Below are 14,766 nucleotides of genomic sequence, written 5' to 3' on the forward strand. Positions count from 1 at the left end.
GGGGTTATACTCATTGTTGGAAGGGTATGAAACATTGAAAATCTATTCGGAACCGCCGTATGCGATCCACGCTTGTACGGTGGTGTGAGAGGACGGCGGGAGTGATCCCGCCTCCTACTCGATTTCGCCTCATTCGTTTATTTTTCCAACACCCCCTTGCAAGTCAATCTGTGATCTGTATAATGCACCCCCACTGGTTAAGCCAGTTGTGAACCAATGAGCAGCGAGGAGCAAGCTTGTGGCAACACAGGTGAGGTAACGTATACTCAGCTTATGTTCGCAGTTAATAGGATTAGCTTTAGTTAATTTAATTAGCTGACAATGTGCCCAATCGGGGTACTACGGTTTCACATAAATCAATCGACATTCACCCGCCATGGCAGGTTCGAATGGCGATATTGTTTGTGTAATTTTTACTTATTGGAGCTCTGTCTCATGCAGAACCAACGCATCCGTATCCGCCTTAAAGCTTTCGATTACAAACTAATCGATGCTTCTACAGCGGAAATCGTTGAAACAGCTAAGCGTACCGGCGCACAGGTTCGTGGTCCAATTCCACTGCCTACTCGTAAAGAGCGTTTCACTGTTCTTATCTCTCCACACGTAAACAAAGATGCACGTGACCAGTACGAAATTCGTACTCACAAGCGTCTGATCGACATCGTTGAACCAACTGACAAGACTGTTGATGCACTTATGCGTCTTGATCTTGCTGCTGGTGTTGATGTTCAAATCAGCCTAGGTTAAGGGAGATTAGAAGAATGATTGGTCTAGTCGGACGTAAAGTGGGTATGACCCGCGTATTTACTGAAGAAGGCGTTTCTATCCCAGTAACTGTTGTTGAGGTTGAAGCGAACCGTGTTTCTCAAGTGAAAACTCTTGAGACTGACGGCTATGCTGCTATTCAAGTAACAGCTGGAACTAAGAAAGCTAACCGCGTAACTAAGCCAGAAGCTGGTCACTTTGCGAAAGCAGGTGTAGAAGCTGGTCGCGGTCTTTGGGAATTCCGTTTAGAAAACGGCGAAGAGTTCGAAGTTGGTGCTGAACTGACTGTTGAACTGTTCAACGAAATTAAGAAAGTAGACGTTACTGGTACATCGAAAGGTAAAGGCTTCCAAGGTGCTGTTAAGCGCTGGAACTTCCGTACTCAAGATATGACTCACGGTAACTCTTTGTCTCACCGTGCTCCTGGTTCAATTGGCCAATGTCAAACTCCAGGTCGCGTATTTAAAGGCAAAAAAATGGCAGGTCACATGGGTGCTGAGCGTGTAACGACTCAAAACCTAGAGATCGTACGTGTTGACGCTGAGCGCAATCTGCTTCTTATTAAAGGTGCAGTCCCAGGTGCAACTGGCGCTAACGTGATCGTCAAACCAGCTATTAAAGCATAACGTCTAGGAGTAAGTAATGGAATTGATGGTTAAAGGTGCTAACGCACTAACTGTTTCCGAAACTACTTTCGGACGTGAGTTCAACGAAGCTCTTGTACATCAAGTAGTTGTTGCGTATGCAGCAGGTGCTCGTCAAGGTACTCGTGCTCAAAAGACACGTTCAGAAGTTTCTGGCGGTGGCGCTAAGCCATGGCGTCAAAAAGGTACTGGCCGTGCACGTGCTGGTACAATCCGTAGCCCAATCTGGCGTACAGGTGGTGTTACTTTTGCTGCGAAACCACAAGATCACAGCGTTAAAGTAAACAAAAAAATGTACCGCGGCGCTATGAAAAGCATTCTTTCTGAGTTAGTTCGTCAAGAGCGTTTAATCGTTGTTGATAACTTCTCGGTTGAAGCACCAAAAACGAAAGAGCTAGCGGCTAAGTTGAAAGAACTTGAGCTGAACGATGTTCTTATCGTGACTGGCGAAGTAGACGAGAATCTATTCTTAGCTGCTCGTAACCTGTACAAAGTTGACGTGCGTGATGTAACTGGTATTGATCCAGTGAGCCTAATCGCATTTGACAAGGTTCTAATGACTGCTGCTGCAGTTAAGCAAGTTGAGGAGATGCTGGCATGATCCGTGAAGAGCGTCTACTAAAAGTTCTACGTGCACCGCACATCTCTGAAAAAGCCACTATGGCTGCTGAAAAAGCGAACACGATCGTTTTCAAAGTAGCAAAAGATGCAACTAAGAAAGAGATCAAAGCAGCTGTAGAAAAGCTATTTGAAGTTGAAGTTAAGTCTGTAAATACTCTTATTCTTAAGGGTAAGACCAAACGTCAAGGTCTACGCCAAGGTCGCCGCAGCGACGTTAAAAAAGCGTATGTGACTTTGAAAGAAGGTCAAGATCTTGACTTTGTTGGCGGCGCGGAATAACAGGAGTAGTTGAATAATGGCTATTGTTAAATGTAAGCCGACTTCCCCTGGTCGTCGTCACGTTGTTAAAGTTGTTAACGCTGACCTCCACAAGGGTAAGCCATACGCACCTCTTCTAGAGAAAAACTCTAAGAATGGTGGTCGTAACAACAACGGTCGTATCACAGTACGTCATATCGGTGGTGGTCATAAACAACACTATCGTTTGATTGACTTCAAACGTACTAAAGACGGTATCCCAGCGAAAGTTGAACGTCTAGAATACGATCCAAACCGTAGCGCAAACATCGCTCTCGTATTATACGCAGATGGTGAACGTCGTTACATTATTGCACCTAAAGGCCTCCAAGCTGGTGATACTATCCAGTCTGGTGTTGATGCGCCAATCAAAGCAGGTAACACCCTGCCATTGCGCAACATCCCTGTTGGTTCAACGATTCATAACGTTGAGTTAACTCCGGGTAAAGGTGCACAGCTAGCTCGTTCTGCTGGTGCGTATGCTCAACTTGTCGCTCGCGACGGTGCATACGTTACTATCCGTCTACGTTCTGGCGAAATGCGCAAAGTACTTTCTGAAGGCCGTGCAACAATCGGTGAAGTTGGTAACTCTGAGCACATGCTACGTGAGCTTGGTAAAGCGGGTGCTTCACGCTGGCGCGGCGTACGTCCAACCGTACGTGGTGTAGTAATGAACCCTGTTGATCACCCACATGGTGGTGGTGAAGGCCGTACTTCTGGTGGTCGTCATCCTGTATCTCCATGGGGCGTACCAACGAAAGGCTACAAAACTCGTAGCAACAAACGCACTGACAAGTACATCGTACGTCGTCGTAATAAGTAATCTATTTAAAGAGGAATCGCCATGCCACGTTCTCTCAAGAAAGGTCCATTTATTGACCTACACTTGCTGAAGAAGGTAGAGAAAGCGGTGGAAAGCGGAGACAAAAAGCCTATTAAGACTTGGTCCCGTCGTTCAATGATCATTCCAACAATGATCGGTTTGACCATCGCTGTCCATAATGGTCGTCAACACGTTCCAGTTTTTGTAACTGACGAGATGATCGGTCACAAACTGGGTGAATTTGCCCCAACTCGCACTTACCGCGGCCATGCTGCGGATAAGAAAGCTAAGAAGCGTTAAGGAGTAGATGATGGAAGCATTCGCTAAACATAACTTTGCTCGCATTTCGCCTCAGAAAGCTCGCTTAGTTGCAGATCAAATTCGTGGTAAGTCAGTTGACCAAGCTCTAGAAACGTTAACGTTCAGCAACAAAAAAGCGGCTGAACTTATTAAGAAAGTTCTAGAGTCAGCAATCGCTAACGCGGAGCACAACGAAGGTGCTGACATTGACGACCTACGTGTCGCTAAAATCTTCGTAGATGAGGGCCCAACCATGAAGCGTATTATGCCTCGTGCAAAAGGTCGTGCGGATCGTATCTTGAAGCGTTCAAGCCACATCACTATTGTTGTCGCAGACCGCTAAAAGACTAGGAGAGTAAGCAATGGGTCAGAAAGTACATCCTAATGGTATTCGTCTAGGCATCGTTAAGCCTTGGAATGCTACATGGTTTGCTAATACCAAAGATTTCGCTGACAACCTAGACGGCGACTTCAAGGTACGTCAATACCTCACTAAGGAATTGGCAAAAGCGTCTCTATCACGCATCGTTATCGAGCGTCCTGCTAAGAGCATCCGTGTGACTATTCACACTGCTCGCCCAGGCGTTGTTATCGGTAAGAAAGGTGAAGACGTTGAGAAGCTACGCGCAGCAGTAGCGAAGATTGCAGGTGTACCAGCTCAGATTAATATTTCTGAGGTACGTAAACCTGAGCTAGACGGTCAGCTAGTGGCTGATAGCATCGCGTCTCAACTAGAGCGTCGTGTTATGTTCCGTCGTGCTATGAAGCGCGCGGTACAAAACGCTATGCGTCTAGGCGCTAAAGGTATCAAAGTGGAAGTAAGTGGCCGTTTAGGCGGCGCTGAAATTGCACGTTCTGAGTGGTATCGTGAAGGCCGTGTGCCTCTACACACTCTACGTGCTGACATTGATTACGCAACTTCTTCGGCTCACACTACCTATGGTGTGATTGGTGTTAAAGTCTGGATCTTCAAAGGTGAAATCCTAGGCGGTATGCCAGCTGCTAACGCAGTAGAGCCAAAGGCTGACAAGCCTAAGAAGCAGCGCAAAGGCCGTAAGTAAGGAGTCGACAGATGCTACAACCTAAACGTACCAAGTTCCGTAAGGTTCATACAGGTCGTAACCGTGGTCTAGCAAAAGGTACTGAAGTAAGCTTCGGCACCTTTGGTTTGAAAGCTGTAGGCCGTGGTCGTCTAACTGCTCGTCAAATCGAAGCGGCACGTCGTGCTATGACACGTCACATTAAGCGTCAAGGTAAAATCTGGATCCGTGTTTTCCCAGACAAACCAATCACAGAAAAACCACTTGAAGTTCGTCAAGGTAAGGGTAAAGGTAACGTTGAGTACTGGGTAGCCCAAATCCAACCTGGCAAGGTGATGTACGAAGTTGATGGTGTACCTGAAGAATTGGCTCGTGAAGCGTTCCGCCTAGCGGCACGTAAACTGCCATTCAAGACTACATTTGTAACTAAGCAGGTGATGTGATGAAAGCACAAGATCTACGCGAGAAAAACGTTGAAGAGCTTAATGCAGAGCTACTAGGTTTATTGAAAGAGCAGTTCAACTTGCGCATGCAAGCGGCGACTGGTCAACTTCAGCAAACTCATACTCTGAAAGCTGTCCGTCGTGATATCGCACGTGTGAAAACTGTTTTGACTGAGAAGGCAGGCGCATAATGAGCGATAAAATTCGTACCCAACAAGGTCGTGTTATCAGTGACAAGATGGACAAATCTATCGTTGTTGCTATCGAACGTTTCGTGAAGCACCCAATTTACGGTAAATTCGTTCGTCGCACGACTAAAGTACACGCACATGATGAAAACAACGAGTGTGGCGCAGGCGATACCGTTGAAATCCGTGAGTGTCGTCCATTGTCTAAGACTAAGTCTTGGACTTTGGTAAAAGTAGTAGAAAAAGCGAAAATTTAATTGAGCTTTTAATGCGAATACAGCGGCCCCGATTATTTTTGGGGCCGCTTGTTTTTTGACTACCCAATCACAAAAAAGGGTGGTACAATTCGCGTCCCTTTAAAGAGGCAGCCCGACCCGAGATGGGTCTAGTTTTTTTAATATTTAGCGGAGCACTAACATGATCCAAATGCAAAGTATGCTGGACGCAGCTGATAACTCAGGCGCTCGCAGCGTAATGTGTATTAAGGTTCTGGGTGGCTCTCACCGTCGTTACGCCCATGTTGGCGACATCATCAAAGTTACTGTGAAAGAAGCAATTCCTCGCGGTAAAGTGAAAAAAGGTGATGTATTGAAGGCGGTGGTAGTTCGCACCCGTAAAGGCGTACGTCGTCCAGACGGTTCTGTCATTCGCTTCGACCGTAATGCTTGCGTATTGCTAAACAACAATACCGAGCAACCAATCGGTACACGTATCTTTGGTCCAGTGACTCGTGAGCTTCGTAACGCGAAATTCATGAAGATTGTGTCACTAGCACCTGAAGTTCTGTAAGGAGCGGCAAAAAATGGCAGCTAAAATCCGTCGTAATGACGAAGTGATCGTTCTTGCTGGGAAAGACAAAGGCAAGAAAGGTAAAGTAACTAAGGTTCTAACAACTGGTAAAGTTATCGTTGAAGGTATCAATCTAGTTAAGAAACATCAAAAGCCAGTTCCTGCGCTTGGTATCCAAGGTGGTATCGTAGAGCAAGAAGCAGCGATTGATGCATCTAACATTGCGATCTTTAATGCAGCAACCGGTAAAGCGGACCGTATCGGTTTCCGTTTCGAAGATGGTAAGAAAGTTCGTTTCTTTAAGTCTAACAACGAAATCGTTTCTAACTAATAGAGTAATTTGGAGTTCTACTATGGCGAAACTGCATGATTACTACAAGTCGTCTGTAGTCGCTGAACTGGCCAAACAGTTCGGTTACACAAGCGTCATGCAAGTCCCTAGAATTGAGAAAATCACCCTCAATATGGGCGTTGGTGAAGCAATCAACGATAAGAAACTACTAGAAAACGCAGCTTCTGATATGGCGACCATCTCTGGTCAAAAGCCACTTATCACTAAAGCTCGCAAATCTGTAGCTGGTTTCAAAATCCGTGAAGGCTACCCAATTGGTTGTAAAGTAACCTTGCGTGGCGAGCGCATGTGGGATTTCTTAGAGCGTTTGATTTTTATCGCTCTACCACGTGTACGAGATTTCCGTGGTGTTAGCGCTAAGTCTTTTGACGGACGCGGTAACTACAGCATGGGCGTTCGCGAGCAAATCATCTTTCCGGAAATCGACTACGATAAAGTCGATCGTGTACGCGGTCTTGATATCACTATCACGACGTCTGCTGGTACCGATGAGGAAGGCCGTGCTCTGCTGGCTGCCTTTAACTTCCCATTCCGTAAGTAAGGTGAAGGGTTACTGTTATGGCTAAACAATCAATGAAAGCACGTGAAGTAAAACGTGCCAAGCTAGTAGTTCAGTACGCAGAAAAGCGTGCAACACTTAAAGCTATCATCAGCGATGTAAACGCATCTGAAGAAGATCGTTGGAATGCAGTTCTTAAACTGCAATCACTTCCACGTGATTCGAGTGCATCACGTAAGCGCAACCGTTGCAACCAAACTGGTCGTCCACACGGTTTCCTACGTAAATTCGGTCTGAGCCGTATTAAAGTTCGTGAAGCTTGCATGAAAGGCGAGATTCCTGGACTTCGTAAGGCCAGCTGGTAATTGCCACTTAATCATTTGGAGTAAAGTTTATGAGCATGCAAGATCCGATTTCGGATATGCTGACCCGTATTCGTAACGGTCAGGCAGCAAACAAAGTTGCTGTTAAAATGCCTTCTTCAAAGCTTAAAGTTGCAATTGCTGCACTACTTAAAGCTGAAGGTTATATCGCAGACTTCGCTGTTGAAGGCGAAGCAAAACCTGAGCTAGAAGTTACTCTTAAGTACTTCCAAGCTAAACCAGTAATCGAGCAAATCAAGCGCGTGTCTCGTCCAGGTCTTCGTGTTTATAAGAAGAAAGACGAACTACCATCAGTGATGGGCGGTCTTGGTGTTGCTGTTGTTTCCACTTCCAAGGGTCTCATGTCAGACCGCGCTGCACGTAAAGCAGGTCTTGGCGGTGAAATCATTTGCTACGTAGCTTAATAAATAGGAGTAGAACATGTCTCGTGTTGCTAAAGCACCTGTCGCTATTCCAGCTGGCGTAGAGGTGAAACTAAACGGCCAAGAGATCACGGTTAAAGGTCCTAAAGGTGAACTATCTCGTGTAGTTCATACTGGCGTCGTGATCGCACAGGAAGAAAACAACCTAACGTTCGGTCCTCGTGAGGGAATCGCAAACGCTTGGGCTCAAGCAGGTACTGCTCGTGCTCTAGTGAACAATATGGTTGTTGGTGTTACTGAAGGCTTTACTAAGAAGCTCGTTCTTAAGGGTGTAGGTTACCGTGCTGCTATGAAAGGCAACGCTGTAGGTCTAACTCTAGGCTTCTCTCACCCAGTTGAGCACGAGTTGCCAGCGGGTGTTAAAGCCGAATGTCCAAGCCAAACTGAAATTGTCCTAACTGGTTGTGATAAGCAAGAAGTTGGTCAAGTTGCGGCTGACATTCGTTCTTACCGCGCGCCTGAGCCTTATAAAGGTAAAGGTATTCGTTACGCAGATGAAAATGTGCGTACTAAAGAAGCTAAGAAGAAGTAAGGTAACACTATGGATAAGAAAGCATCTCGCATCCGTCGTGCTACACGCGCACGTCGTAAGATTGCAGAACTGGGTGCAACTCGCCTAGTAGTACACCGTACTCCTCGTCACGTGTACGCTCAAGTGATTGCAGCTAATGGCTCTGAGGTTATCGCCGCAGCTTCTACTGTAGAAAAAGCGATCCGTGAGCAAGTGAAGAATACTGGTAACATCGATGCAGCAAAAGCAGTAGGTAAAACTGTTGCTGAGCGTGCGCTTGAAAAAGGCGTATCGTCAGTTGCGTTTGATCGTTCTGGTTTCCAATACCACGGTCGAGTAGCCGCGCTAGCAGAATCTGCTCGCGAAGCTGGTCTGAAATTCTAAGGTAGGGTTGGAAGATGGCTAAAGAACAACAAGTTCAAGCGAATGATTTGCAAGAAAAATTAATCGCAGTTAACCGTGTTTCTAAAACGGTTAAAGGTGGTCGAATCATGAGCTTCACTGCACTAACAGTTGTTGGTGACGGTAATGGTCGTGTAGGTTTCGGTTACGGCAAAGCACGTGAAGTACCTGCAGCGATTCAAAAAGCAATGGAAAAAGCGCGTCGTAACATGTTTACTATCGCACTTAACGAAGGCACTCTTCACCATCCAGTGAAAGGTCGCCACTCGGGCTCTAAAGTTTACATGCAGCCAGCTGCAGAAGGTACAGGTGTTATCGCCGGTGGTGCGATGCGTGCTGTACTTGAAGTTGCCGGTGTACATAACGTTCTATCTAAAGCATACGGTTCTACGAACCCTATCAACATCGTTCGTGCTACGATCGATGCTCTAGTAGATGTTAAGTCACCAGAAATGGTTGCAGCTAAACGTGGTCTAACTGTTGAAGCGATTTCGGAGTAAGAACACATGGCAACGATTAAAGTAACTCAAACTAAAAGCTCAATTGGTCGCCTACCAAAGCATAAAGCTACTTTGCGCGGTTTAGGTCTTCGTAAAATCAACCATACAGTAGAACTTGAAGATACACCGTGTGTACGCGGTATGATCAACAAGGTTTACTACATGGTTAAAGTTGAGGAGTAATCAGAATGCATTTGAATACTCTATCGCCGGCTGCGGGTTCTAAGCCTTCTAAGAAGCGTTTAGGTCGTGGTATCGGTTCTGGCCTTGGTAAAACTGGTGGCCGTGGTCACAAAGGTCAAAAGTCACGTTCTGGTGGCGGTGTTCGTCCAGGTTTTGAAGGCGGTCAGATGCCTCTGAAACAACGTCTACCTAAATTCGGTTTCACTTCTCGTAAGAGCCTTGTGACTGCTGAAATTCGTCTAGCTGAGCTAGCGAAAGTAACGGGTGATGTTATTGATCTAAACAGCTTGAAAGCAGCAAACCTTGTAACGAAGAATATTGAATTCGTTAAAGTTGTTCTTTCTGGCGAGATCAATAAAGCAGTGACTGTTAAAGGTCTACGCGTGACTAAAGGCGCTAAAGCTGCAATCGAAGCTGCAGGCGGTAAAATCGAGGAATAATCTCGAGGATTGAGGTACAGATGGCTAAGAAACCAGGACAAGATTTTCGTAGTGCTCAGAGCGGCTTAGGTGAGTTAAAGTCGCGCTTATTATTCGTAATTGGTGCACTTTTAGTATTCCGAGCGGGCTCTTTTGTGCCGATTCCTGGTATTGACGCTGCTGTACTTGCCGATTTGTTCGAACAGCAAAAAGGTACCATCATAGAAATGTTTAACATGTTCTCTGGTGGTGCTCTTGAGCGTGCATCTATATTAGCACTGGGCATCATGCCGTATATTTCGGCGTCAATTGTTGTCCAGTTGCTAACTGTAGTTCATCCAGCGTTAGCCGAGCTCAAAAAAGAGGGTGAAGCAGGCCGTCGTAAGATAAGCCAATATACACGCTACGGCACGCTTGTACTTGCAACATTCCAAGCGATAGGTATTGCAACAGGCCTACCAAACATGGTCAACAATCTGGTTGTTATTGACCAAACCATGTTTACCCTGATTGCGACCGTGAGTTTAGTAACCGGTACCATGTTCTTGATGTGGTTAGGTGAACAGATTACAGAGCGAGGGATTGGGAATGGTATCTCCATTCTTATATTTGCAGGTATTGTTGCTGGATTGCCATCGGCAATAGGACATACTATCGAGCAAGCGCGTCAAGGTGAACTGCATGTGCTTCTTCTGTTGTTGATTGCGGTATTAGCTTTTGCTGTTATCTACTTTGTTGTTTTCATGGAGCGTGGTCAACGTCGTATCGTTGTTAACTACGCAAAACGTCAACAAGGTCGTAAAGTTTTTGCAGCGCAAAGTACTCACTTGCCATTAAAAATCAATATGGCTGGTGTTATACCTGCAATTTTTGCATCAAGCATTATTTTGTTCCCAGGAACACTCGCTCAGTGGTTTGGTCAAAATGGTGAGAGCCAATGGTTCGGTTGGTTAACCGACGTATCATTAGCGCTTAGCCCTGGTCAACCATTGTATGTAATGCTTTATGCCGCAGCGATTATTTTCTTCTGTTTCTTTTATACGGCGTTGGTTTTCAACCCACGTGAAACAGCTGATAACCTGAAGAAGTCAGGTGCATTCGTACCCGGTATCCGCCCAGGCGAACAGACAGCAAGATACATTGATAAAGTAATGACTCGTTTAACCCTAGCCGGTGCGTTATACATTACCTTTATCTGTCTGATCCCTGAGTTCATGATGGTCGCGTGGAACGTACGTTTCTACTTCGGCGGTACATCATTACTGATTGTAGTAGTGGTTATTATGGACTTTATGGCACAGGTACAGACTCATTTGATGTCAAATCAATATGACTCTGTGTTGAAAAAGGCAAATTTAAAAGGCTATGGCCGCTAATACGGTCGCCATTTAAGTTAGATTTACGGAGTTTAGCAATGAAAGTTCGTGCTTCCGTTAAAAAAATCTGCCGTAACTGTAAAGTTATCAAGCGTAACGGTGTCGTTCGCGTGATTTGCAGTGAGCCAAAGCACAAGCAGCGCCAAGGCTAATAAGCAGAAATTTTTACTTGAAAATTAAAGGGTGGTCGAGTATATTTCTCGGCCTACCTTTTGCGTGCAAAAGAAGTAGTATCCCGCAGCGTATCCTCGACGGGCTTTGCTGCGGATAATTCTTTTATAGAAAGTACTAGGAGTGAATAGTGGCCCGTATAGCAGGCATTAACATTCCTGATCAAAAGCATGCTGTGATCGCATTAACTGCAATCTACGGCATCGGTAAAACCCGTTCAAAAGCTATCCTAGCTGACGTGGGTATTGCTGAAAGTGTTAAGATCAGTGAACTAACTGAAGAGCAGATCGATCAACTGCGTGATGGTGTAGCTAAATACACTGTAGAGGGTGATCTTCGTCGTGAAGTTTCCATGAACATCAAGCGTCTTATGGACCTTGGTTGTTACCGTGGTCTTCGTCATCGTCGCAGTCTACCACTACGTGGACAGCGTACTAAAACCAACGCTCGCACCCGCAAGGGTCCGCGTAAGCCGATCAAGAAATAATCGGGAAGGGTAGAGTACAATGGCTAAACAACCAACTCGCGCACGTAAGCGTGTACGCAAGCAAGTTGCTGATGGCGTAGCGCATATCCACGCATCTTTCAACAACACAATCGTAACCATCACTGACCGTCAAGGTAACGCATTAGCTTGGGCTACTGCTGGTGGTTCAGGTTTCCGCGGTTCTCGTAAATCAACACCGTTTGCTGCACAGGTTGCTGCTGAACGTTGTGCTGAAATGGCTAAAGAATATGGCCTAAAGAACCTAGAGGTTATGGTTAAGGGTCCAGGTCCAGGTCGTGAATCTACAGTTCGCGCACTGAATGCTGCTGGTTTCCGTATCACAAACATCGTTGATGCGACACCAATCCCTCATAACGGTTGTCGTCCACCTAAGAAACGTCGCGTTTAACGTTTCTGGGAACATTGGAGAAAGATCATGGCAAGATATTTGGGTCCTAAGCTGAAGCTTAGCCGCCGCGAAGGTACTGACTTGTTCCTTAAGTCAGGCGTTCGTGCGATTGATACCAAGTGTAAAATTGATAACGCACCAGGTGTACACGGCGCTCGTCGCGGTCGTCTATCTGAGTATGGCGTTCAGCTTCGTGAGAAGCAAAAAGTTCGTCGTATCTATGGCGTTCTAGAAAAACAATTCCGTAACTACTACAAAGAAGCTGCTCGCCTAAAAGGTAACACAGGTGAAAACTTACTTCAGCTTCTTGAAGGCCGTTTGGACAACGTAGTTTACCGTATGGGTTTTGGTGCGACTCGCGCTGAAGCTCGTCAGCTAGTTAGCCATAAAGCTATCCTAGTAAACGGTAGCGTTGTAAACGTACCTTCTTTCAATGTTGCGGCTAACGACGTTGTTGCAATCCGTGAGAAAGCGAAAAAGCAATCTCGCATTAAAGCAGCTCTAGAAGTTGCAGAACAACGCGAAAAACCAACTTGGATTGAAGTAGATGCAAGCCAGATGGAAGGTACATTCAAGCGTAAGCCTGAACGTTCAGACCTATCTGCTGACATCAACGAACAATTGATCGTCGAGCTTTACTCTAAGTAAGGTTTAAACTAAAGAGAGGACACAATGCAGGGTTCTGTAACAGAATTTCTTAAGCCACGTCTTGTTGATATCGAACAGGTCAGCACGACACACGCAAAAGTAACTCTTGAGCCATTAGAGCGTGGTTTCGGCCATACTCTTGGTAATGCACTTCGCCGAATTCTTTTATCATCTATGCCGGGTTGTGCCGTAACAGAGGTAGAAATTGAAGGCGTACTTCATGAGTACAGTACCAAAGAAGGTGTACAAGAAGATATCCTTGAGATTCTTCTTAACCTGAAAGGACTGGCTGTTCGCTTAGGCGAAAATAAAGATGAAGTGTTCATTACATTAAATAAATCAGGCTCGGGCCCTGTGGTTGCAGGTGACATCACCCATGATGGTGATGTAGAGATCGTAAACCCTGAACACGTTATTTGTCATCTCACTGATGACAACGCTGAGATCGCTATGCGTATCAAAGTAGAACGTGGACGTGGTTATGTTCCTGCTTCTGCTCGTATTCATACTGAAGAAGATGAACGTCCAATCGGTCGTTTGCTTGTCGACGCAACATTCAGCCCAGTAGACAAAATTGCCTACTCTGTTGATGCTGCTCGTGTTGAGCAACGTACAGACTTAGACAAACTCGTCATCGATATGGAAACGAACGGTACTCTAGAACCTGAGGAAGCTATCCGCCGTGCAGCAACGATTCTTGCTGAACAGTTGGATGCGTTCGTAGATCTTCGTGATGTACGCGTTCCTGAGGAGAAGGAAGAGAAGCCAGAATTCGATCCGATCCTACTGCGTCCTGTAGACGATCTTGAACTAACAGTTCGCTCTGCTAACTGTTTGAAAGCAGAAGCGATTCACTACATCGGTGATCTAGTACAGCGCACTGAGGTTGAGCTACTGAAAACGCCTAACCTTGGTAAGAAATCTCTTACTGAGATTAAAGACGTGCTTGCATCACGTGGTCTTTCTCTGGGCATGCGCCTAGAAAACTGGCCGCCAGCGTCAATCGCTGAAGATTAATCGATATTAGTTAGAAGGATTTGGTCATGCGCCATCGTAAGAGTGGTCGTCAACTCAACCGCAACAGCAGTCATCGCAAAGCGATGTTCAGCAACATGGCTAGCTCTTTAGTACGTCATGAAGTTATCAAGACTACTTTGCCAAAAGCGAAAGAGCTGCGTCGCGTCGTTGAGCCTTTGATTACACTAGCTAAGACTGACAGTGTTGCTAACCGTCGTCTTGCATTTGCACGTACTCGTGATAACGAAGTTGTTGCAAAACTATTTAACGAATTAGGTCCACGTTTTGCTGCACGTCAAGGTGGCTACACTCGTATTCTTAAGTGTGGTTTCCGTGCTGGCGATAAAGCTCCAATGGCTTACATTGAGCTTGTTGACCGCCCAGAAGTAGCTGTTGAAGCTGCTGCTGAGTAATCAGTTCGCGAATAAAAGGCCGAGCATTAGCTCGGCTTTTTTATTACCCTATCGGGGTATCTTATCTATAGCTCACGTGAAACATAATCTTGTCTTCCGATCCTCTGCTTGGATTTTCTTTGTCCTTTAATATTGGACCGTTCTCTTATTGTTATTTCCAGAGACCTTGCAACGCACCAACTAAACTGCTTCCAGCGCCCTGACTTGTTAAATACTGAATAATAATTGGTGTAAATTGTCCGATCATATTGGCATCCAAACCTAATTGGTTAAAGACATGAGTAACGTCGCTGAGATTAGCCATCCTTGCTGGCGATAAACCGGTTGTCGATAAGCCTAATTGAGTGAGTTGCTCAAGATTAGGGATTAATCCGTTAAGTTCAGTTTGATGTTGATCCGCTAATTGATTCTCGGCGAGGGCTAATAATGCTGCTATTCCACCACCAGCCTGTTGGTCTGAGATTGGAAGTTGACTTTTTACTTGGTTAATCAGTGTGGTATGTTGCTTGGTTTCCAATAAGCCACTACCAACTAATGTGGCTAGGTCTTGATTTGATTGTCCACCAATTTTGATAAAAGCCATGCTAGGTGTACTACTGAGTAACGTTGAGATCAGTAGTGTACGGAATAAGGTTTTGTTCATGGGGGGATAGGCTCCTAAAAT

Annotated in this window: 29 protein-coding genes and 1 pseudogene; 29 read left to right on the top strand and 1 reads right to left on the bottom strand. The window is 45.6% G+C overall.

Translation table 11 applies throughout. The features are described 5' to 3' along the window. The 29 genes and pseudogenes from FKQ60_RS17815 to rplQ all read left to right on the top strand — a co-directional run. Positions 1–88 (top strand): annotated as a pseudogene (locus tag FKQ60_RS17815) (RNA-directed DNA polymerase); the annotation flags it as partial. A 347-nt stretch (positions 89–435) separates the two neighbouring features. Then, positions 436–747 (top strand): 30S ribosomal protein S10, encoded by a 312-nt coding sequence (gene rpsJ / locus FKQ60_RS13585; protein ID WP_001181007.1) that lies wholly within the window; start codon positions 436–438, stop codon positions 745–747. Between the two features lie 14 nt (positions 748–761). After that, positions 762–1,391 (top strand): 50S ribosomal protein L3, encoded by a 630-nt coding sequence (rplC, locus tag FKQ60_RS13590; protein ID WP_004394520.1) that lies wholly within the window; start codon positions 762–764, stop codon positions 1,389–1,391. Between the two features lie 16 nt (positions 1,392–1,407). Beyond that, complete coding sequence (rplD, locus tag FKQ60_RS13595; RefSeq protein WP_004394521.1) at positions 1,408–2,010, top strand: 50S ribosomal protein L4; 603 nt, start codon at positions 1,408–1,410, stop codon at positions 2,008–2,010. Beyond that, complete coding sequence (rplW, locus tag FKQ60_RS13600) at positions 2,007–2,309, top strand: 50S ribosomal protein L23 (RefSeq protein ID WP_004394523.1); 303 nt, start codon at positions 2,007–2,009, stop codon at positions 2,307–2,309. The genes rplD and rplW overlap by 4 nt, the downstream gene beginning before the upstream one ends. A 16-nt stretch (positions 2,310–2,325) precedes the next feature. Further along, positions 2,326–3,150: a 50S ribosomal protein L2 gene (rplB, locus tag FKQ60_RS13605; protein WP_004394524.1), complete on the top strand. Its 825-nt coding sequence runs from the start codon at positions 2,326–2,328 to the stop codon at positions 3,148–3,150. Between the two features lie 21 nt (positions 3,151–3,171). Further along, positions 3,172–3,450, top strand: coding sequence for a 30S ribosomal protein S19 (gene rpsS / locus FKQ60_RS13610; RefSeq protein WP_004394525.1), 279 nt, complete (start codon positions 3,172–3,174; stop codon positions 3,448–3,450). 10 nt (positions 3,451–3,460) lie between these two features. Continuing rightward, positions 3,461–3,793, top strand: coding sequence for a 50S ribosomal protein L22 (gene rplV / locus FKQ60_RS13615; RefSeq protein ID WP_004394526.1), 333 nt, complete (start codon positions 3,461–3,463; stop codon positions 3,791–3,793). A gap of 19 nt (positions 3,794–3,812) precedes the next feature. Then, positions 3,813–4,511 carry a 30S ribosomal protein S3 gene (rpsC, locus tag FKQ60_RS13620; protein ID WP_004394527.1) on the top strand — a complete coding sequence of 233 codons (699 nt, stop codon included), beginning with the start codon at positions 3,813–3,815 and terminating at the stop codon, positions 4,509–4,511. Positions 4,512–4,522: 11 nt separating this feature from the next. Then, positions 4,523–4,933: a 50S ribosomal protein L16 gene (gene rplP / locus FKQ60_RS13625; protein ID WP_004394529.1), complete on the top strand. Its 411-nt coding sequence runs from the start codon at positions 4,523–4,525 to the stop codon at positions 4,931–4,933. Further along, a complete protein-coding gene (gene rpmC, locus FKQ60_RS13630) occupies positions 4,933–5,124 on the top strand; it encodes a 50S ribosomal protein L29 (RefSeq protein WP_072670434.1) in 192 nt (63 codons plus the stop codon). Before rplP ends, rpmC begins: the two co-directional genes overlap by 1 nt. Then, positions 5,124–5,378, top strand: coding sequence for a 30S ribosomal protein S17 (gene rpsQ, locus FKQ60_RS13635; RefSeq protein WP_072670433.1), 255 nt, complete (start codon positions 5,124–5,126; stop codon positions 5,376–5,378). The genes rpmC and rpsQ overlap by 1 nt, the downstream gene beginning before the upstream one ends. A gap of 160 nt (positions 5,379–5,538) precedes the next feature. Further along, on the top strand, positions 5,539–5,910 hold the full coding sequence (gene rplN / locus FKQ60_RS13640; RefSeq protein ID WP_004394532.1) for a 50S ribosomal protein L14: 372 nt from the start codon (positions 5,539–5,541) through the stop codon (positions 5,908–5,910). A gap of 13 nt (positions 5,911–5,923) precedes the next feature. Further along, complete coding sequence (rplX, locus tag FKQ60_RS13645) at positions 5,924–6,241, top strand: 50S ribosomal protein L24 (RefSeq protein WP_004394533.1); 318 nt, start codon at positions 5,924–5,926, stop codon at positions 6,239–6,241. Positions 6,242–6,263: 22 nt separating this feature from the next. Next, positions 6,264–6,803 (top strand): 50S ribosomal protein L5, encoded by a 540-nt coding sequence (rplE, locus tag FKQ60_RS13650; protein ID WP_004394534.1) that lies wholly within the window; start codon positions 6,264–6,266, stop codon positions 6,801–6,803. 17 nt (positions 6,804–6,820) lie between these two features. Further along, positions 6,821–7,126 carry a 30S ribosomal protein S14 gene (rpsN, locus tag FKQ60_RS13655; protein ID WP_004394535.1) on the top strand — a complete coding sequence of 102 codons (306 nt, stop codon included), beginning with the start codon at positions 6,821–6,823 and terminating at the stop codon, positions 7,124–7,126. Between the two features lie 29 nt (positions 7,127–7,155). Continuing rightward, the gene (rpsH, locus tag FKQ60_RS13660) at positions 7,156–7,548 is read left to right on the top strand and encodes a 30S ribosomal protein S8 (RefSeq protein ID WP_004394536.1); all 393 of its coding nucleotides are present in this window, start codon (positions 7,156–7,158) and stop codon (positions 7,546–7,548) included. A gap of 16 nt (positions 7,549–7,564) precedes the next feature. Then, entirely contained in the window at positions 7,565–8,098 is a 534-nt protein-coding gene (rplF, locus tag FKQ60_RS13665) for a 50S ribosomal protein L6 (RefSeq protein ID WP_004394537.1), read from the top strand. Positions 8,099–8,107: 9 nt separating this feature from the next. Then, on the top strand, positions 8,108–8,461 hold the full coding sequence (gene rplR, locus FKQ60_RS13670) for a 50S ribosomal protein L18 (RefSeq protein WP_004394538.1): 354 nt from the start codon (positions 8,108–8,110) through the stop codon (positions 8,459–8,461). Between the two features lie 14 nt (positions 8,462–8,475). Beyond that, positions 8,476–8,979, top strand: a complete 504-nt coding sequence (rpsE, locus tag FKQ60_RS13675; RefSeq protein ID WP_004394539.1) for a 30S ribosomal protein S5 — start codon at positions 8,476–8,478, stop codon at positions 8,977–8,979. Positions 8,980–8,985: 6 nt separating this feature from the next. Continuing rightward, a complete protein-coding gene (gene rpmD, locus FKQ60_RS13680) occupies positions 8,986–9,162 on the top strand; it encodes a 50S ribosomal protein L30 (RefSeq protein ID WP_000201159.1) in 177 nt (58 codons plus the stop codon). 5 nt (positions 9,163–9,167) lie between these two features. Beyond that, on the top strand, positions 9,168–9,602 hold the full coding sequence (gene rplO / locus FKQ60_RS13685; RefSeq protein WP_004394540.1) for a 50S ribosomal protein L15: 435 nt from the start codon (positions 9,168–9,170) through the stop codon (positions 9,600–9,602). 20 nt (positions 9,603–9,622) lie between these two features. Then, positions 9,623–10,957 (top strand): preprotein translocase subunit SecY, encoded by a 1,335-nt coding sequence (secY, locus tag FKQ60_RS13690; RefSeq protein WP_004394541.1) that lies wholly within the window; start codon positions 9,623–9,625, stop codon positions 10,955–10,957. A 38-nt stretch (positions 10,958–10,995) separates the two neighbouring features. After that, on the top strand, positions 10,996–11,109 hold the full coding sequence (rpmJ, locus tag FKQ60_RS13695) for a 50S ribosomal protein L36 (protein WP_000868186.1): 114 nt from the start codon (positions 10,996–10,998) through the stop codon (positions 11,107–11,109). Between the two features lie 149 nt (positions 11,110–11,258). Further along, positions 11,259–11,615 carry a 30S ribosomal protein S13 gene (gene rpsM / locus FKQ60_RS13700; protein ID WP_004394544.1) on the top strand — a complete coding sequence of 119 codons (357 nt, stop codon included), beginning with the start codon at positions 11,259–11,261 and terminating at the stop codon, positions 11,613–11,615. Positions 11,616–11,634: 19 nt separating this feature from the next. Next, entirely contained in the window at positions 11,635–12,024 is a 390-nt protein-coding gene (rpsK, locus tag FKQ60_RS13705) for a 30S ribosomal protein S11 (protein ID WP_001118870.1), read from the top strand. Positions 12,025–12,051: 27 nt separating this feature from the next. Further along, a complete protein-coding gene (rpsD, locus tag FKQ60_RS13710) occupies positions 12,052–12,672 on the top strand; it encodes a 30S ribosomal protein S4 (RefSeq protein ID WP_040903976.1) in 621 nt (206 codons plus the stop codon). 24 nt (positions 12,673–12,696) lie between these two features. Next, positions 12,697–13,689, top strand: coding sequence for a DNA-directed RNA polymerase subunit alpha (gene rpoA / locus FKQ60_RS13715; protein ID WP_004394549.1), 993 nt, complete (start codon positions 12,697–12,699; stop codon positions 13,687–13,689). A gap of 26 nt (positions 13,690–13,715) precedes the next feature. Beyond that, positions 13,716–14,102 (top strand): 50S ribosomal protein L17, encoded by a 387-nt coding sequence (gene rplQ, locus FKQ60_RS13720; protein WP_001216361.1) that lies wholly within the window; start codon positions 13,716–13,718, stop codon positions 14,100–14,102. Positions 14,103–14,253: 151 nt separating this feature from the next. Here rplQ and FKQ60_RS13725 read toward each other — a convergent pair whose 3' ends face one another. Beyond that, complete coding sequence (locus FKQ60_RS13725) at positions 14,254–14,745, bottom strand: DUF2780 domain-containing protein (RefSeq protein WP_154170020.1); 492 nt, start codon at positions 14,743–14,745, stop codon at positions 14,254–14,256. Positions 14,746–14,766: the final 21 nt, after the last annotated feature.

It is taken from the genome of Vibrio sp. A11, assembly GCF_013048705.1.
Taxonomy (GTDB): Bacteria; Pseudomonadota; Gammaproteobacteria; order Enterobacterales; family Vibrionaceae; genus Vibrio; species Vibrio metschnikovii.

Coding starts and splice junctions, on each gene's coding strand:
- rpmC (WP_072670434.1), top strand. CDS start 4,933: ATGAAAGCACAAGATCTACGCGAGAAAAACGTTGAAGAGCTTAATGCA.
- rplD (WP_004394521.1), top strand. CDS start 1,408: ATGGAATTGATGGTTAAAGGTGCTAACGCACTAACTGTTTCCGAAACT.
- rpsS (WP_004394525.1), top strand. CDS start 3,172: ATGCCACGTTCTCTCAAGAAAGGTCCATTTATTGACCTACACTTGCTG.
- rplN (WP_004394532.1), top strand. CDS start 5,539: ATGATCCAAATGCAAAGTATGCTGGACGCAGCTGATAACTCAGGCGCT.
- rpsN (WP_004394535.1), top strand. CDS start 6,821: ATGGCTAAACAATCAATGAAAGCACGTGAAGTAAAACGTGCCAAGCTA.
- rpsE (WP_004394539.1), top strand. CDS start 8,476: ATGGCTAAAGAACAACAAGTTCAAGCGAATGATTTGCAAGAAAAATTA.
- rpsK (WP_001118870.1), top strand. CDS start 11,635: ATGGCTAAACAACCAACTCGCGCACGTAAGCGTGTACGCAAGCAAGTT.
- rpsH (WP_004394536.1), top strand. CDS start 7,156: ATGAGCATGCAAGATCCGATTTCGGATATGCTGACCCGTATTCGTAAC.
- rplX (WP_004394533.1), top strand. CDS start 5,924: ATGGCAGCTAAAATCCGTCGTAATGACGAAGTGATCGTTCTTGCTGGG.
- rpsQ (WP_072670433.1), top strand. CDS start 5,124: ATGAGCGATAAAATTCGTACCCAACAAGGTCGTGTTATCAGTGACAAG.
- rplO (WP_004394540.1), top strand. CDS start 9,168: ATGCATTTGAATACTCTATCGCCGGCTGCGGGTTCTAAGCCTTCTAAG.
- rpmJ (WP_000868186.1), top strand. CDS start 10,996: ATGAAAGTTCGTGCTTCCGTTAAAAAAATCTGCCGTAACTGTAAAGTT.
- rplC (WP_004394520.1), top strand. CDS start 762: ATGATTGGTCTAGTCGGACGTAAAGTGGGTATGACCCGCGTATTTACT.
- rplQ (WP_001216361.1), top strand. CDS start 13,716: ATGCGCCATCGTAAGAGTGGTCGTCAACTCAACCGCAACAGCAGTCAT.
- rpsJ (WP_001181007.1), top strand. CDS start 436: ATGCAGAACCAACGCATCCGTATCCGCCTTAAAGCTTTCGATTACAAA.
- rpsC (WP_004394527.1), top strand. CDS start 3,813: ATGGGTCAGAAAGTACATCCTAATGGTATTCGTCTAGGCATCGTTAAG.
- rpoA (WP_004394549.1), top strand. CDS start 12,697: ATGCAGGGTTCTGTAACAGAATTTCTTAAGCCACGTCTTGTTGATATC.
- rplB (WP_004394524.1), top strand. CDS start 2,326: ATGGCTATTGTTAAATGTAAGCCGACTTCCCCTGGTCGTCGTCACGTT.
- secY (WP_004394541.1), top strand. CDS start 9,623: ATGGCTAAGAAACCAGGACAAGATTTTCGTAGTGCTCAGAGCGGCTTA.
- rplW (WP_004394523.1), top strand. CDS start 2,007: ATGATCCGTGAAGAGCGTCTACTAAAAGTTCTACGTGCACCGCACATC.
- rplV (WP_004394526.1), top strand. CDS start 3,461: ATGGAAGCATTCGCTAAACATAACTTTGCTCGCATTTCGCCTCAGAAA.
- rplR (WP_004394538.1), top strand. CDS start 8,108: ATGGATAAGAAAGCATCTCGCATCCGTCGTGCTACACGCGCACGTCGT.
- rpmD (WP_000201159.1), top strand. CDS start 8,986: ATGGCAACGATTAAAGTAACTCAAACTAAAAGCTCAATTGGTCGCCTA.
- FKQ60_RS13725 (WP_154170020.1), bottom strand. CDS start 14,745: ATGAACAAAACCTTATTCCGTACACTACTGATCTCAACGTTACTCAGT.
- rplE (WP_004394534.1), top strand. CDS start 6,264: ATGGCGAAACTGCATGATTACTACAAGTCGTCTGTAGTCGCTGAACTG.
- rplP (WP_004394529.1), top strand. CDS start 4,523: ATGCTACAACCTAAACGTACCAAGTTCCGTAAGGTTCATACAGGTCGT.
- rplF (WP_004394537.1), top strand. CDS start 7,565: ATGTCTCGTGTTGCTAAAGCACCTGTCGCTATTCCAGCTGGCGTAGAG.
- rpsD (WP_040903976.1), top strand. CDS start 12,052: ATGGCAAGATATTTGGGTCCTAAGCTGAAGCTTAGCCGCCGCGAAGGT.